13 protein-coding genes are annotated in these 15,601 nt (G+C 64.9%); 10 read left to right on the forward strand and 3 right to left on the reverse strand.

The features are described from left to right. Positions 1–9: 9 nt before the first annotated feature. Together ACVWYQ_RS11855 and ACVWYQ_RS11860 are read right to left on the reverse strand one after the other, a co-directional pair. Positions 10–1,383 carry a hypothetical protein gene (locus tag ACVWYQ_RS11855; protein WP_456725638.1) on the reverse strand — a complete coding sequence of 458 codons (1,374 nt, stop codon included), beginning with the start codon at positions 1,381–1,383 and terminating at the stop codon, positions 10–12. Between the two features lie 74 nt (positions 1,384–1,457). Further along, the gene (locus tag ACVWYQ_RS11860; RefSeq protein WP_456727137.1) at positions 1,458–2,747 is read right to left on the reverse strand and encodes an allantoate amidohydrolase; all 1,290 of its coding nucleotides are present in this window, start codon (positions 2,745–2,747) and stop codon (positions 1,458–1,460) included. 397 nt (positions 2,748–3,144) lie between these two features. On the opposite strand from ACVWYQ_RS11860, the gene ACVWYQ_RS11865 reads away from it, so the two are divergent. The 10 genes from ACVWYQ_RS11865 to ACVWYQ_RS11910 all read left to right on the forward strand — a co-directional run bounded on the left by ACVWYQ_RS11865 (position 3,145) and on the right by ACVWYQ_RS11910 (position 14,087). Next, entirely contained in the window at positions 3,145–4,257 is a 1,113-nt protein-coding gene (locus tag ACVWYQ_RS11865; RefSeq protein ID WP_456725639.1) for a BMP family ABC transporter substrate-binding protein, read from the forward strand. Next, positions 4,254–5,366 carry an ABC transporter permease gene (locus ACVWYQ_RS11870; RefSeq protein WP_456725640.1) on the forward strand — a complete coding sequence of 371 codons (1,113 nt, stop codon included), beginning with the start codon at positions 4,254–4,256 and terminating at the stop codon, positions 5,364–5,366. Before ACVWYQ_RS11865 ends, ACVWYQ_RS11870 begins: the two co-directional genes overlap by 4 nt. Before the next feature lies 1 nt (position 5,367). Beyond that, entirely contained in the window at positions 5,368–6,294 is a 927-nt protein-coding gene (locus ACVWYQ_RS11875) for an ABC transporter permease (protein WP_036045297.1), read from the forward strand. A 17-nt stretch (positions 6,295–6,311) separates the two neighbouring features. Beyond that, positions 6,312–6,995 (forward strand): biuret amidohydrolase, encoded by a 684-nt coding sequence (gene biuH, locus ACVWYQ_RS11880; protein ID WP_063688390.1) that lies wholly within the window; start codon positions 6,312–6,314, stop codon positions 6,993–6,995. Further along, complete coding sequence (locus ACVWYQ_RS11885; protein WP_225182870.1) at positions 6,992–8,524, forward strand: ABC transporter ATP-binding protein; 1,533 nt, start codon at positions 6,992–6,994, stop codon at positions 8,522–8,524. The genes biuH and ACVWYQ_RS11885 overlap by 4 nt, the downstream gene beginning before the upstream one ends. 11 nt (positions 8,525–8,535) lie before the next feature. Next, the gene (locus ACVWYQ_RS11890) at positions 8,536–9,021 is read left to right on the forward strand and encodes a nucleoside deaminase (protein WP_404539337.1); all 486 of its coding nucleotides are present in this window, start codon (positions 8,536–8,538) and stop codon (positions 9,019–9,021) included. Positions 9,022–9,380: 359 nt separating this feature from the next. Further along, on the forward strand, positions 9,381–10,952 hold the full coding sequence (locus tag ACVWYQ_RS11895; protein ID WP_404539334.1) for an ABC transporter ATP-binding protein: 1,572 nt from the start codon (positions 9,381–9,383) through the stop codon (positions 10,950–10,952). Further along, positions 10,936–12,030 (forward strand): ABC transporter permease, encoded by a 1,095-nt coding sequence (locus ACVWYQ_RS11900; protein ID WP_456725641.1) that lies wholly within the window; start codon positions 10,936–10,938, stop codon positions 12,028–12,030. The genes ACVWYQ_RS11895 and ACVWYQ_RS11900 overlap by 17 nt, the downstream gene beginning before the upstream one ends. Further along, positions 12,017–12,934, forward strand: coding sequence for an ABC transporter permease (locus tag ACVWYQ_RS11905; protein WP_271544190.1), 918 nt, complete (start codon positions 12,017–12,019; stop codon positions 12,932–12,934). Before ACVWYQ_RS11900 ends, ACVWYQ_RS11905 begins: the two co-directional genes overlap by 14 nt. A 76-nt stretch (positions 12,935–13,010) precedes the next feature. Next, a complete protein-coding gene (locus ACVWYQ_RS11910) occupies positions 13,011–14,087 on the forward strand; it encodes a BMP family ABC transporter substrate-binding protein (protein ID WP_404539327.1) in 1,077 nt (358 codons plus the stop codon). Between the two features lie 109 nt (positions 14,088–14,196). Here the strand turns inward: ACVWYQ_RS11910 and ACVWYQ_RS11915 are convergent, their stop codons facing one another. Then, positions 14,197–15,546 (reverse strand): 8-oxoguanine deaminase, encoded by a 1,350-nt coding sequence (locus ACVWYQ_RS11915; RefSeq protein WP_456725642.1) that lies wholly within the window; start codon positions 15,544–15,546, stop codon positions 14,197–14,199. Positions 15,547–15,601 lie beyond the last annotated feature (55 nt).

The following is a 15,601-nucleotide window of genomic DNA, read 5'->3' on the forward strand; positions in this document are numbered from 1 at the left end:
GGTCGCGGATCAATCGTTCCACTGGAGGAGTGGCGTGCCGTACGCCCTCCTCCAGACCGACAGGAAGCGCGGAAACCACGAGTGGGCGACGGCGCCCTTGTAAGCCCAGGTGCGATACTTCAGACCTTGCTCCGAGATCAGCTCCTGATAGCCGCCGTGGAGTTCGGTCGCGGTGCGAATGTCCTTCAGGATTCCTTGCGCGCAGGCCCGATAGGTATCGCTCCCTGAGAACTCATCGTAATCCAGCATGCGGTCGGCAAATTCGACGTTGAACGTCGGCCAGGAGGAACGCCCCTGATAGGCGGGAGCTGCAATCTTGTGGATCATCTTGGTCCGCGGGTTGTCCGCCGAGACCAGGAAGTGGAACGTGCTCGGAATGCGAAACCGTGGCTCGGCGATGATCAGATCCGTCGTGGCCGCAAACAGCGCGCGCTCGCTCGCCTCGCTCATATCCCAGAAGCCGCGATGCACGCTGACGAAATCCAATGCGACCGACGATGCCGGTGAGCTCGCCGGGCCGTCCAGGGAATGCCTGATGTAGCCGTTCTTGCCGAAGAGGCGGAGCAGATCCCTCTTGTACTGCGCGAGGTCGCGCCCGAGCAGCCGCTTCAGCTCGTTCTCGCCGACGATCCCGAGCTGCACGCCCCACACGAAGGTCGTGTAGACGCAGGCATTGGTGACGAAACGCCGGCGCTCGGCGCGGGTATCCGTCGCCGCGGAGCGCGGGCCGCTGGCGTCGCACAGCAAATATCTGGTGCCGTCAGCGTCGAAGGACTCCAGCTCGCTCGCAAGCTTCAGGATCGCGCGCTTCAGGTCTCCGCCATATTCGGCCAGCAACAAGCGGCCGGCGTGCGCGCATTGCGACATCGCAAGGTAGGACGACGCCCTCTCCTCGGCAGAGATCATCTGCTGCAGACCGGCGAGAATGCCGAGCAGCGTATCCGAGGGTCGCGAAAAATAGTTCACGCCGAGATACCGGCCGCGCCCGGCCGGTACGATGGTCGTGGTGACCACGTCGGCGCGAACGGCCTCCAGCAGCAGGCGCACGCTCTTCTCGAGCAGACGGACCCGTCGCACCGCGTCCTGCGCATCCATGATGGTCTCAGGATCGAGAACGTCGGGATAGAACCAGGCGAAGTCGCGGGGGTAATAGGCGGAGGCGTGCGGTGCGCCGGTGACGAGGAAGGCCTCGGTCACCGAAAAGGCGCTGTCCATAGAGTGCCGATAGAGGTCCTCGATCGCCGACAACGAATGATGCGATTGTCTCAGGAATCGATCACCGAGGAAATTGACCGCCTGAAGGGCGTTGGCGACGAAGGTCGTAGCCATCCCCTGATAGAACCGGTTTTCACGATGTGATGGAAAAGAGATGTCGCTGTTCATGTCCGTCAATCGGCTGATTGTCTCGTGACCCTCGTGATGATGGCCACCATCTTAAACATGACTGATTCGTATCTCTACCCGGTGACTTGCGGGTCCGTGACGCTCGCCTCGGCCTTACGCGGCCCGAAATTCTCGATCACCCGCAGCAGCACACGCGCGCCGGCATCGGCATCGGCGAGCGCGACATGCTCGTCCGGGTGATGGCTGATGCCGCCGCGGCAGCGGACGAAGATCATACCGACATCGGCAATGTCGATCATCGCCATGCCGTCGTGCCCTGCCCCGCTCGGCAGCTCGAACACGGAGAAGCCTTCGGCTTCGATCGCCTGCGCGATCTGCTGCTTGAGCCAGGGCGCGCAGGGCGCGGTGCGGTTCTCGTGGGTAACGTCGAGCTGAAGCGCCAGCTGTCGCCGCTTGGCGATCGCCTCGATCTGGCCGACGACATCGGCCGCCGCGCGCTTGCGATGCATGTCGGTCGGCGCGCGCATGTCGATGGTGAAGGATACCTCACCCGGAATGACGTTGGTCGCGCCGGGCCTCGCCTGGATGTAGCCAACGGTGCCGAGGAGGCCGCCCTCGTCGGTGCGGCAAAATTGCTCGATCACATTGATGCATTCGGCCGCACCGGCGAGCGCGTCACGGCGCAGCGCCATCGGCACGGTGCCGGCGTGACCGGCCATACCCGAGAGCCGGGCTGCAAGGCGCGTGGCCCCGGCAATGGCGGTGACGACGCCCACGGGCAGGTTCTGCGCTTCCAGCACCGGCCCCTGCTCGATGTGCAATTCGAGATAGCCAAGCAGCTCGCACCGCGCGCGCGCGGCCGCACCGATATGGTCGGGATCGAGGCCGAACTGCACGAGCGCCTCGCGCATCGACACGCCGTCGCGGTCGCGCGTATTCAGCACGCTCTCATCGAAGGTGCCGGCCACCGCACGGCTGCCGAGCAAGGTCGAAGCGAACCGCACCCCCTCCTCGTCGGCAAAGCCGATCACCTCGATCGCAAATGGCAGGCGCTTGCCGCGGCGGTTGAGATCGGCGACGCAAGAGATCGCCGTGATCACACCCAGCGGTCCATCCCATTTGCCGGCATCGCGCACGGTGTCGTAATGCGAGCCGAGCATCAGGCAGGGCATGCCCGGCCGGTCGCCTTCGTACCGTCCGCAGACATTGCCGATGGCATCGAGATGGGCGCTCATGCCGGCCTCGCGCATCCACCCCATGATGAGGTCCGCGGCCTTGCGCAGCTCCTTGCTGAGGAAGATGCGGGTGAGCTTCTCGGGGTCTTCCGAGATCGCGCCGAGCTCGTTGATCCGGCGAACGATCTCATTGCCGAGCGATGCATCGTGAACGGTACCAGCGCCCATCTCGGCGAGCTTTCCATCTTCTGAGGACACGGCGGTCCTGACGACAATCGATACAGGTTCGGTGCCAGCGGACATCCTCCGGCGCCGTCCAAGTCAGCGCGTGGTTAGCATGAATGCGCCTTGCCGGCCGACCGTCCGACGCGGATCATGCACATGCACGAGCAGGTTCTGGCTGCTCAACTCCGCTGCATACAATGCTTTGATATTGCCTAGAAATTAGCCTGCCATTTTCCTCGCCAAGTTCAGAGCACACATTATCCCATACTTATTTCAAGTACTTATAACGAATTGCACGCTTCATAGTCTCTGGCACGAAGCTTGCGACATCTGATCCCGGCTCCGCCAAGCCGGCGCAGCCGTGAGATCAAGGCGGGGCATCCGCCAAGGGGAGCGAGCAATGGATTCTGGCAGGATTTCACGACGTCATGTGTTGCAGGGCGGCGCGGCCCTCACCCTCGGCGCGGCAGCGGGCCTCCGCCCGGCCTTCGCAGCCGAGACCACCATCGGCTTCATCTATGTCGGCTCGCGCGACGACTACGGCTACAACCAGGCGCACGCGCAGGGCGCGGCAGCGCTGAAGAAGATTCCCGGCCTCAAGGTGGTCGAGGAGGAGAAGGTGCCGGAGACCGATGCGGTCGAGAAGACGATCGAGTCCATGATCAATCTCGATGGCGCCACCCTGCTCTTCCCGACCTCGTTCGGGTACTACAATCCGCACATGATCAAGATGGCCAACAAGTACCCGAAGCTACGCTTCGAGCATTGCGGCGGCCTCTGGAGCGAGAAGGACCCCAAGAACGCCGGCAGCTATTTCGGCTATATCGACGAGGCTCAGTACATCTCCGGCATCGTCGCCGCCCTGACATCGAAGAGCAGCAAGCTCGGCTTTGTCGCGGCCAAGCCGATCCCTCAAGTGCTGCGCAACATCAACGCCTTCACGCTTGGCGCCAAGTCCGTCAATCCAAAGGCCACCACGCAGGTGATCTTCACCGGCGACTGGTCGATGCCGGTCAAGGAGGCCGAAGCCACCAACAGCCTGATCGATCAGGGCGTGGACGTGCTCACCTGCCACGTCGATGGGCCCAAGACCATGGTCGAGAACGCGGCGCGGCGCGGCGCCTTCGTCTGCGGCTATCACACCAACCAGTCGGCGCTGGCACCCAAGGCCTATCTCACCGGCGCGGAGTGGAACTGGGAAGCGCTCTATCCGAAGTTCGTCAAGATGATCGCCTCCGGCGAAGGCATCCCGAATTTCTACCGCGGCGGCCTGAAGGAAGAAATCGTCAAGACCTCGCCCTATGGCGAAGCGGTCTCGGCCGAAGCGCGCAAAGCGGCCGACGAGGCCAAGGCAAAATTCCTGTCGGCAGAAGGCTTCGCCATCTTCAAGGGTGGGCTGGTCGACAACAAGGGCAAGACCGTGATCCCCGCCGGCACCAACCGCGGCCAGAAGGATCCTGAACTGGAGAAAATGGACTACCTCGTCGAGGGCGTGCTCGGAGCCACTTCGTGACGACGGAAGCGGCGGATTCCACAGACGCGGTCGGGACAGTCGCCCCGGCCGCCGATCCCGGTTTCCTCCAGCGTCACGGCGGCACGATCGAATATGTCCTGATCCCGGGCGCGGCGCTGGTCGGCGCGCTCGCGGTGTTTGGCATCTTCGTCGCGATGTTCGGCAAGAATCCGCTCGATCTCTATTTCTACATGTATTACGGCGCGTTCGGCACCTGGTTCTCCTGGCAGAACACGCTGACGCGCGCAGCGCCCCTGATCCTCACCGCACTCTGTACTGCGCTGCCGGCGCAGCTCGGCATGGTCATCATCGGCGGCGAAGGCGCGCTGCTGATCGGCGCATTGTCGGCAACCAGCGCCGCACTCGCGCTTCAGGGCATGCCGCCGCTCATCGTCCAGGTTGCCATGGTCTGCGCCGGCGTGATCGGCGGCGGGCTGTGGATCATGCTCGCGGGCGGCTTGCGGCAATATCGCGGCGTCAACGAGACCATCTCGAGCCTGCTGCTCGTCTACATCGCGCTCGCGATCCTCAACCATCTCGTCGAGGGGCTGATGCGCGATCCCGCCAGCCTCAACAAGCCGTCCACCCGCGAGATCGGCGCCGCCAACATGATCGGCTCTATTCCCGGCACCGACGTGCATTGGGGTCTCGTGTTCGGCCTGATCGCTGCGATCGCCTCCTACATCCTGGTCTATCACACTGTGTTCGGCTTCGCCGCGCGCGTGGCGGGCGGCAACATCCGTGCTGCGAAGATCGTCGGTCTCGGCGTCGACAAGCTGATCCTGACCGTCTGCTTCCTTGCCGGCGGCGCGGCTGGCCTCGCCGGCATGGTTGAGGTCGCCGCCGTGCAGGGACGCACCAACGCCAACCTCGCTGCCGGCTACGGCTTCACCGGCATTCTCGTCGCCTTTCTGGCGCGGCAAAATCCGCTCGCCATCATCCCCGTCGCCATCCTGCTCGGCGGCATCAGCGCCAGCGGCGGCCTGCTGCAACGCCGCTTGGGGCTGCCCGATGCGTCCGTGCTGGTGCTGCAGGGCATCATCTTCGTCTTCGTGCTCGCCAGCGATGCGCTCTACGGCCGCATCGGATTCCTGAAGGGAAAATCCTGAGATGGCAGACGGATCGATCGGCCTCTGGACCGTCCCGCTCGCCGTCCTCGGCGGCGCCATTCGCGTCTCCACCCCATTCCTGTTCGTGAGCCTGGGCGAATGCATCACCGAGCGTGCGGGCCGCATCAATCTCGGCCTCGAAGGCACGCTGGTGATGGGCGCGATGAGCGCCTATGGCATCTCCTATCTCACCGGCTCTCCGTGGCTCGGCGTGCTTGCCGCCGGCATCACCGGCGCGCTGCTGGGTGCGCTGCATGCCGGCATCTGCTCGCTGCCGCGCGTCAATGACGTTGCCGTCGGCATTGCCTTGATGCTGTTCGGCACTGGCCTTGCGTTCTATCTCGGCAAGCCGCTGATCGAGCCGACAGCGCCGCGGCTGCCCGCCATCGACTTCGGCTGGTGGAGCGACATCCCGCAAGTCCAGGCAGCGCTGCGCATCAACGTGCTGTTCCTGATCGGCGTGGCGCTGGCGCCAATCCTCTATTGGGCCTTCCGCACCACCCGCTGGGGCTTGCTCATCCGCACCGCCGGCGAGAGCGCGGATGCCGCACGCGCGATGGGCCATTCCGTGCTGCTGATCCGCCTGCGCGCCACCATGGCCGGTGGTTTCCTCGCGGGCATCGGCGGCTCGTTTCTGTCCCTGTTCTACCCCGGAAGCTGGAACGAGGGCCTTTCCTCGGGCCAGGGCATCACCGCCGTGGCCCTCGTGATCTTCGCGCGCTGGGATCCCCTGCTCTGCCTATGGGCCTCGCTCGCCTTCGGCGGCGCAGCGGCGCTGGGTCCGGCGCTGCAATCGGTCGGCGTCACCTCCGGCTATCACCTCTTCAACGCCGCGCCCTACATCCTGACGCTGGCGATCATGATCATCACCTGCTCGCCGAAGCGGACGCTGACCGGCGCGCCCGCCGAACTCTCGATCACACGGTAACACGCACGAGGTCGTCCATGCCCGAGCGCTACATCAAGTCCGAGCCCTATGCCTGGCCCTACAATGGTGATCTCCGCCCCGAGAACACCGCGCTGATTATCATCGACATGCAGACCGATTTCTGCGGGGTCGGCGGCTATGTCGACAAGATGGGCTACGACCTCTCGCTGACACGGGCACCGATCGAGCCGATCAAGCGGCTGCTCGCAGCGATGCGAAGCCAAGGCTTCCATATCATCCATACCCGCGAAGGCCACCGCCCGGATCTCTCCGACCTGCCCGCCAACAAGCGCTGGCGCTCCCGCCAGATCGGCGCCGGCATCGGCGATCCCGGCCCGTGCGGACGCATCCTGGTGCGCGGCGAGCCCGGCTGGGACATCATCGAGGAGCTGGCGCCGCTGCCGGGCGAGCCGATCATCGACAAGCCCGGCAAGGGCTCGTTCTGCGCCACCGATCTGGAGCTGATCCTGCGCGTGCGCGGCATCGAGAACATCGTGCTGACCGGGATCACGACCGACGTCTGCGTCCACACCACGATGCGCGAGGCCAACGACCGCGGCTTCGAATGCGTCCTGCTGCACGATTGCTGCGGCGCGACCGACAAGAGCAACCACGACCATGCGCTGAAGATGATCAAGATGCAGGGCGGCGTATTCGGCGCGGTCTCGACCTCGGATGCCTTCATCGGAGCGATTTCGTGATCATCGGCGAAACGCCACCGCCCTCGGGCGCCTTCGGCGTCGACGCCGTCGCCATGACCATGCGCTTCGGAGACTTCCTGGCGCTGGACAATGTCGAGTTAAAGGTGCGGCCGGGCTCGTTCCACGCCCTGCTCGGCGAGAATGGCGCCGGCAAATCCACCCTCGTCAAATGCATCATGGGCTACTACCACGCGACCGAAGGCGACATCATCGTCGGCGGCCGCGAGCAGGCGATCGCCAACCCGAAGGATGCCCACGCGCTCGGCCTCGGCATGGTCTACCAGCATTTTACGCTGGTGCCGGCGATGACGGTTGCCGAAAACCTCGTGCTGGCGCGCGATGACGTGCCGGCCGTGGTGAACTGGCCGAACGAGATGAAGGAGCTGGAGGCGTTCTTGGGCAGCATGCCCTTCAAGGTACCGCTCTCCGCAAAGGTCTCCGACATCTCTGCCGGCGAACGGCAGAAGTGCGAGATCCTCAAGCAGCTCTATCTTAAGCGGCGCTTCCTGATCCTGGACGAGCCGACCTCGGTGCTGACCCCGGCGGAAGCCGACGAGGTGCTCGGCATGCTCCGCGACATGGTTGTGAAGGGCGAGCTGACCATCCTGATGATCACGCACAAGTTCCGCGAGGTCATGGCGTTTGCCGATGACGTCACCATCCTGCGCCGCGGCAAGCTCGCCGGTGCCGGCAAGGTTTCCGAGCTGACGCCGGACGCGATGGCCCGCACCATGATCGGTGCCGAGGAGTTGACGGTGCAGCCGCCGCGCACCGGCGAAGCCGGTCAGGCCAGGCTGGAGCTGCAAAAGCTCCGCGCCCTGGACGATGCGGGCGCCGTTGCCGTGCACGATGTCTCGCTCACCGTTCGCGCCGGCGAGATCGTCGGCATCGCCGGCGTTTCCGGGAATGGCCAGCGCCAGCTCGTCGAGGTGCTGGCCGGCCAGCGCGAGGCCGAGAGCGGGGAGGTGCGCGTCGCCGGCGATCTCTATCACGCAAGCCGCGAGGAGATGCGGCGGCACAGGATGTCGCTGCTGCCCGAGGAGCCGCTGAAGAACGCCTGCGTCGGCGGCATGAGCGTCGCCGACAACATCGCCTTTCGAGAATTCGACCGCGCACCCTTTGCAAGTGGCGGCTGGTGGCTCAATCGTAGCGCCTTCCGGAGCGACGCCAGGAAGAAGATCGGCCAGTACAAGATCAAGACCCGCACGCCCGATACGCCGATCTCGGCGCTGTCGGGCGGCAACGTGCAGCGGGCTGTACTGGCCCGCGAGCTCGGCGGCGACGTCGAAGTGCTGATCGCAGCCAATCCCTGCTTCGGCCTCGATTTCGCGGCGGTGGCGCAGATCCACGCCGAGATCATGGCCGCGCGCAACCGCGGCGCCGCCGTCCTGCTCGTCAGCGAGGACCTCGACGAGCTGCTCGAACTATCGGATAGGCTCGTGGTGATGTTCCACGGCGAATTCGTGTATGAAGCGCGGACCAGCGAAGCCGATCTCACGGTGGTCGGCCGCCACATGGCGGGGCACTGAACGGAGGATCGATGGGCGATGCATCCGGGCGGGACGAGCACTTTCTGCGCCTGTCTTTCGCGGTCGCCGGCCGTTCCCTCACCCATGGCAACCACCCCTTCGGCTGCATTGTCGTCGATGCGGACGGCAAGGTGCTGATCGAGGCTGAGAACGGCTACATGCCGGATCACGACGGCACCGCGCATGCCGAGCGTCTCGCAGCCACCCAGGCCAGCCGTACACTCGACCGCGAGGTGCTGGCGAAGGCCACGCTCTATTCCTCAGCCGAACCCTGCGCGATGTGTGCCGGCGCGATCTACTGGGCCGGTATCGGCCGTGTCGTCTATGGCCTCAGCGAGCATCGCCTGCGCGGCATCACCGGCAACCATCCGGAAAATCCGACGCTCAACCTGCCATGCCGCGACGTCTTTGCCAGCGGCCAGCGGCCGACGGAGGTCGTCGGGCCGCTGCTCGAAGACGAAGCCGAAGCGCTGCATGTCGGCGTTTGGACGAAGTAGCAGCACATCCCAAGGGGGACGACACCGTGGAGTGCCGCATTGAGGCAACCATTGCGGCCGCTGCACTCCGCGCGATGGACGACCGACGCGTCCATTGCTCAACATGGCGTCAGGTCTGCACAGCGGGTTCCGATTTGCCTTGGACCGTCACAAATTTGCAACAGCCTTCGGCCGGCAGACGCAATCGCCCCGCCCACGAGGTGCTGTTTGCGGGGTTTGATCGCTCGAAAATCGACGACGAGCGCTGGGCCGAGAGCCTGCCGACGCGTTGAGCAAGGGATGATGCTTTTTCACATCTTACGCCGGGGTTCAAACTGGCCCAGTATTGAGGCACTTCACCCATGCAAGCGCATCAGCGAATGTTAGATCCGACGCCCGACGGCCAGCATTGCGGCGAGCCCCCGCTCCTGAGGACCATCGGCCTCACCAAACGTTATGGCGATTTCCTCGCCAACGATTGCATCGATATCGAGATCCGGCCGAGGGAAATCCACGCGCTGCTGGGCGAGAACGGCGCCGGCAAGTCGACGCTGGTCAAGGCGATCTACGGACTGATCCAGCCCAGCGCCGGCGAGATTCACTGGCAGGGCGAGCGGATCGTGCTGTCCGGTCCGTCCGAAGCGCGCAGCCGCGGCATCGGCATGGTGTTCCAGCACTTCTCGCTGTTCGACAATCTCACGGTTGCCGAGAACGTCGCGCTTGGCCTCGACGGCAAGGAATCCTTCAAGGACATGTCGGCCCGGCTGGAACAGGTGTCGAAGACTTACGGTCTGCCGCTCGATCCCAGGCGTGAGGTGTGGCAACTCTCCGTCGGCGAGCGTCAGCGCATCGAGATCGTCCGCGCCCTGATGCAGGATCCGAAATTCCTGATCCTGGACGAGCCCACTGCGGTGCTGACGCCGCAGGAGGCTGACCAGCTCTTCATCGTGCTGGATCGCCTCAAGGCCGAGGGCCGCGCCATCCTCTATATCAGCCACAAGCTGGAGGAGGTGAAGCGGCTCTGCGACACCGCGACGATCCTGCGCGGCGGCAGGAAGGTCGAGACCTGCAACCCGCGGCTCGAAACCGCCGCCTCACTTGCGCGGATGATGGTCGGCGGCGAGGTCAAGGAGGTGAAGGGCGCATCCGGCCGCAAGACCACCGTGCCGCGGCTCGTCGTCAACGATCTCTCGCTGGCTCCCGTCGAAGCGCACGGCGTGCGGCTCGAGCACATCTCATTCGAGCTGAAGGGCGGCGAGATTCTCGGCATCGCCGGCGTCGCCGGTAACGGCCAGGACGAATTGTTCGCAGCGCTCTCCGGCGAGCGTCTCGCGAAGAACCCCGGAACGGTGGTGATCGAGGGCATCGCCGCCGGTCACCTTTCGATCACCCAGCGGCGCAAGCTGGGGGCGGCTTTCGTTCCCGAGGAGCGGCTCGGCCACGGCACCGCGCCGCGGATGAGACTGTCGGAGAACGCGCTGCTCACCGGCCATGCCGCCAGCGGCATGGTCCATCGCGGCTTCATCGATACGGCGGCCACGCTGAGAACGGTCGACCGCGCCACAGAAACCTTCGACGTCCGCAAGGCCAAGCGCGATCCCGAGGCCGCCAGCCTGTCCGGCGGCAATCTGCAGAAGTTCATCGTGGGACGCGAGATCCTGCGCAATCCCGCGGTACTGGTGGTTAGCCAGCCGACCTGGGGTGTCGACGCGGGCGCTGCCGCCGTCATCCGTCAGGCGCTGCTTGATCTCGCCACCGCAGGCGCGGCGGTACTCGTGACCAGCCAGGATCTCGACGAGCTCGCCGAGATTGCCGACCGCATCGCCGTGATGTTCCACGGCAAGCTGTCGGCTCCGCTCCCGTCACGCGAAGCAAGCCGCGAGAAGCTGGGCCTTCTGATGGGCGGCAGCAGCCTGCAGCCAAAGGAGATCGCGCATGCAGCTGGTGCTTGAGAAGCGTGCCGAGCGCTCCGGCACGATCGCGCTGGTGTCCCCCCTGATCGCGATTGGCCTCACGATCGTGACCATGGTCATCCTGTTCGCGATCCTCGGCAAGAATCCACTGCTTGCCCTGCACGCCTATTTCATTGCGCCCCTCACCGACGGCTATTCGCTGCAGGAGATCGCGGTGAAGGCGACGCCGCTGGTGATGATCGCGATCGGCCTGTCGCTGTGCTATCTCGCCAACGCCTGGAACATCGGCGCCGAAGGGCAATTCCTGATCGGCGCAGTCGCGGGAAGCTGGATCGCGGTGAAGACGCAAGGTACTGGTGCCGGCGTCTGGGTGCTGCCGGCTATGCTAGTCCTCGCCGCCGCTGCGGGCGCGCTCTATGCGCTGATCCCGGCGATCTGCAAGGTGAAATTCGGCGCCAGCGAGATCCTGACCAGCCTGATGCTGGTCTATGTCGCCGACCTCTTCCTCGACTATCTCGTGCGCGGCCCCTGGCGCGATCCGCACGGCTTCAATTTCCCGACCACGGCCGAGTTCGATCCGGTCGCGACCGTGCCGTTGCTGATCGAAGGCGGCCGGCTGCATCTCGGCTCGATCATCGCCCTGCTCGTCGTCGCAGCAGCCGCGATCCTGCTCGGGCGCACCATCAAGGGTTTCGAGATCCGCGTGGTCGGCGCTGCGCCGCGCGCCGCGCGGTTCGGCGGCTTCAACGCCAACCAGCTCATCATCCTGACCTTCGCCGTCTCCGGGGCGCTGGCCGGGCTTGCTGGCATCATCGAGGTGGCGGGTCCAGTCGGGCATCTCCAGCCCGGCATCTCGCCAGGCTACGGCTTTACCGCGATCATCGTCGCTTTCCTCGGCCGGCTGAACCCGCTTGGAATATTAATTGCAGGCCTCTTCCTCGCGTTGACCTTTATCGGCGGCGAGCAGGCGCAGATCGCGATGAAGATTCCGCTGGACGTCACCAAGGTCTTTCAGGGCATTCTGCTGTTTTACGTGCTCGCCTGCGACTCCCTCATTCTCTACCGCTTCAAGCTGGTGTTCCCGAACCGAAAGGCGGTGGCCCGTGGAGCTGGTTGAGGCCATCATCCTGGCGGTGCTTGCCGCATCGACGCCGCTGTTGATTGCGGCGACCGGCGAGCTCGTGGCCGAGCGTTCCGGCGTGCTCAATCTCGGCGTCGAGGGCATGATGATCGTCGGCGCGGCCTGTGGCTTTGCCGGCGCGTGGCTGACCGGATCGATCTTGATCGGCGCGCTGTTCGGCATCGTTGCAGGCACGCTGATGTCGCTCGTGTTCGCGCTGATGGCGCTCGGGCTCGCCGTCAACCAGGTCGCAACCGGCCTCGCGCTGACCATCCTCGGCGTCGGGCTCTCCGGCCTGATCGGCGCCGGCTTCGTCGGCGAGCGCATCACGCCGGCCGTGCCCCTCGCCATTCCAGGTCTCACTAATGTCCCCCTGATCGGCCGCGTGCTGTTCGGCGAGAATGGCTTCGTCTATTTCTCGATCGCACTGATCGTCGCGGTGTGGTGGTTCCTGTACCGCACCCGGGCAGGCTTGATCCTCCGCGCCTGCGGCGACAATCACGTTTCCGCGCATGCGCTCGGCTATCCCGTCCTGCGCATCCGCACCCTCGCCGTGATGTTCGGCGGCGCCTGCGCGGGTCTTGCGGGCGCCTATCTGCCGCTCGCTTATACGCCGTTCTTCATTCCGGGCATGACCGCAGGCCGCGGTTGGATCGCACTGGCGCTGGTGGTGTTCTCGTCCTGGCGGCCGGGCCGGCTCGTCATCGGCGCCTATCTGTTCGGCGCGGTGACGATCCTGCAACTGCATGCGCAAGGATGGGGCGTCGGCATTCCCTCGCAATTCATGTCGGCACTGCCTTATCTCGCGACGGTCATCGTGCTGGTCCTGCTCTCCCGCGCGCGCACGGGCGGCTCAACCGCACCGGCCGCGCTCGGCACGGTGTTCGTGCCCGACCGTTAGCTTTCGTTTCGGCAGTGTGCACGATGGGGCGCGCATGCTGCGGATCGTGGCTTCCCCCGAAGTTTGGAGATCGATGATGAGGAAATCACTTCTTGCACTGGCTGCCGGGCTCTTGCTCGCTGCGAGCGTCAGTGCGGCCTCCGCCGCCGACAAGCTGAAAGTCGGTTTCGTTTATCTCGGTCCGATCGGAGACCTCGGCTGGACCTATCAGCACGACCTTGGTCGCCAGGCGCTGGTGAAAGAATTGGGCGACAAGATCGAGACCACTTATCTCGAGAACGTGCCCGAAGGCCCGGACTCCGAGCGAGCGATCGAGCAGCTCGTCCGCGCCGGCAACAAACTGATCTTCACCACATCGTTCGGCTACATGGATCCGACGCTGAAGGTCGCCAAGAAATATCCGAACGTGCATTTCGAGCACGCCACCGGCTACAAGCGCAACCCGAACATGTCGACCTATTCGGCGAAATGGTATCAGGGCCGCTACATTCAAGGCCTGATTGCGGCGAAGATGTCGAAGTCGGGCGTGCTCGGCTATATCGGCTCGTTCCCGATTCCGGAGGTCGTCTCCGGCATCAACGCGACGATACTGGCGGCGCAGACCATCAACCCGAACATCAAGGTCAAGATCATCTGGGCCAACACCTGGTTCGACCCAGGCAAGGAGGCCGACGCCGCCAAGGCGCTGATCGACCAGGGTGCCGACGTCATCATGCAGCACACGGATTCGCCGGCCGCCATGCAAATCGCCAGCGAACGCGGCAAACTGGCCTTCGGCCAGGATTCCGAAATGATCCAGTTCGGGCCAAAGGCCCAGCTGACCTCGATCATCAACAACTGGGGCCCCTACTACATTCAGCGCGTCAAGGCCGAGCTCGCCGGCACCTGGAAGTCCGAGGACACCTGGGGTGGCCTCGACAGCCAAATGTTCACCATGGCGCCCTACACCAACATGCCCGACGATGTGAAAAAAATGGCTGAGGATGCCCAGGCCGCGATCACCGCGGGCAAGCTGCATCCGTTCAAATGCCCGATCGTTGGGCAGGACGGCAAGCCGGTCGAATGCAAGGGCGGCGGTCACCTGGATGACGGCCAGATCCTCGGCATGAATTTCTACGTGAAAGGCATCGACGACAAGCTGCCGGGCAAGTAGCACGCTTCTTGCATTGACTAAATCACCTGCTCCTCCCGGAGGAGGTTCGGAGGGGGTGGCCAGAAGCACCCGGCACTTGTGGCTGCCCCCTCTTTCTCTATTTCGCCCGCTATCCAGCCCGCATGGCCCGCGCCGCGGAACTGTGGCGGCAGATGAGGTCTGCCACATCGAGACCCGGGATCGCACCGTCGATCACCGCCCATTTTCCAGCCACCATCACCCGGTCGGCGCGATGCGCCCCGCACAGCACGAGCGCGGCGAGCGGATCGCCGTGGCCCGAGAAGCGCAGCTCGTCGAGCCGGAACAGCGCAAGATCGGCGGCCTTGCCAACGGCGATGTCGCCGAGTTCCGGCCGGCCCACACATGCCGCCGAGCCCTTGGTGGCCCAGCGCAGCGCATCCTTGTGGCTGACCTTCGTGACGCCATAACGCGCGCGTTGCAGCAGGAACGCGGCCCGCACCTCCTGCATCAGGTTGGATCCGTCGTTGGAGGCCGAGCCGTCGACACCAATGCCGATCCCGACGCCGGCCTCTTCCATGTCGCACACCGGGCAACAGCCCGACGCGAGCAGCTGGTTGCTGCACGCACAATGGCTGACGGTCGTGCCGGCCTTGCCAAGCCGTCTCATCTCGTCCGGATTGAAGAAGATTCCGTGGGCGAGCCAGGTGCGCGCATTGAGCCAACCGCATTGCTCGAGATAGTCGAGCGGACGGCAGCCATACATCCGCTGGCAGAAGCTGTTCTCGTCCTCGGTTTCGGCGAGATGGGTGTGCAGGCGCAAATCGAGCTTGTCGGCGAGGTCGGCCGTGGCGCGCATCAGCGACGTCGTCACCGAGAACGGCGAGCATGGCGCGAGCGCAATCTGCACCATCGCATCCGCGCCGCGCTGATGATGCTTGGCGACCACGCGGGCGCTGTCGGCGAGAATGGTGTCCTCGTCCTGCACGACGCTGTCTGGCGGCAAGCCGCCGTCGCGCTGCGACAGGTTCATCGAGCCGCGCGTGAGCAGCACGCGCACGCCGAGGCGCTTCGCCACCGCCACCTCGATATCGACGGCGTCTTCGAGTCCGGGCGGGAAGACGTAGTGGTGATCCGTCGTGGTGGTGCAGCCGGAGAGCAGGAGCTCGGACATCGCCACGGTGACGCCGAGCTCGAGCGCTTCCGGCGTCAGCCTTGCCCACAACGGATAGAGCGCCTGGAGCCAGGGGAACAGCTCGCGGTCCATCGCCGCCGGCAGCGCCCGCGTCAGCGTCTGGTAGAAGTGATGATGGGTATTGATCAGGCCCGGCAGCACGACGTGTTCGCCCGCATCGAACACTGCGACATCGGCGGTTGCGGGCACGCCGCCCGCCGGCACGAGCTCGACGATTCGGCCGCCCTTCACGACAATGCCGCGCTCGGCCCCGTCGGCGAGGATGGCCAGGGGATCCCTGATCCAGGTCGAACTTGCCTCAGTCATGATCCTGCTTCTCCTCACCCACGCTGACGGCGGACCTGCAAGGCCGAGGACGATT

Source organism: Bradyrhizobium sp. USDA 3397 (genome assembly GCF_054060965.1).

Bases quoted from the DNA above. Each gene is read 5' to 3' on its own strand.
- ACVWYQ_RS11910 (WP_404539327.1), top strand. From the start codon at position 13,011: ATGAGGAAATCACTTCTTGCACTGGCTGCCGGGCTCTTGCTCGCTGCG.
- ACVWYQ_RS11855 (WP_456725638.1), bottom strand. From the start codon at position 1,383: ATGAACAGCGACATCTCTTTTCCATCACATCGTGAAAACCGGTTCTAT.
- ACVWYQ_RS11860 (WP_456727137.1), bottom strand. From the start codon at position 2,747: ATGGGCGCTGGTACCGTTCACGATGCATCGCTCGGCAATGAGATCGTT.
- ACVWYQ_RS11875 (WP_036045297.1), top strand. From the start codon at position 5,368: ATGGCAGACGGATCGATCGGCCTCTGGACCGTCCCGCTCGCCGTCCTC.
- ACVWYQ_RS11900 (WP_456725641.1), top strand. From the start codon at position 10,936: ATGCAGCTGGTGCTTGAGAAGCGTGCCGAGCGCTCCGGCACGATCGCG.
- ACVWYQ_RS11895 (WP_404539334.1), top strand. From the start codon at position 9,381: ATGTTAGATCCGACGCCCGACGGCCAGCATTGCGGCGAGCCCCCGCTC.
- ACVWYQ_RS11890 (WP_404539337.1), top strand. From the start codon at position 8,536: ATGGGCGATGCATCCGGGCGGGACGAGCACTTTCTGCGCCTGTCTTTC.
- ACVWYQ_RS11915 (WP_456725642.1), bottom strand. From the start codon at position 15,546: ATGACTGAGGCAAGTTCGACCTGGATCAGGGATCCCCTGGCCATCCTC.
- biuH (WP_063688390.1), top strand. From the start codon at position 6,312: ATGCCCGAGCGCTACATCAAGTCCGAGCCCTATGCCTGGCCCTACAAT.
- ACVWYQ_RS11865 (WP_456725639.1), top strand. From the start codon at position 3,145: ATGGATTCTGGCAGGATTTCACGACGTCATGTGTTGCAGGGCGGCGCG.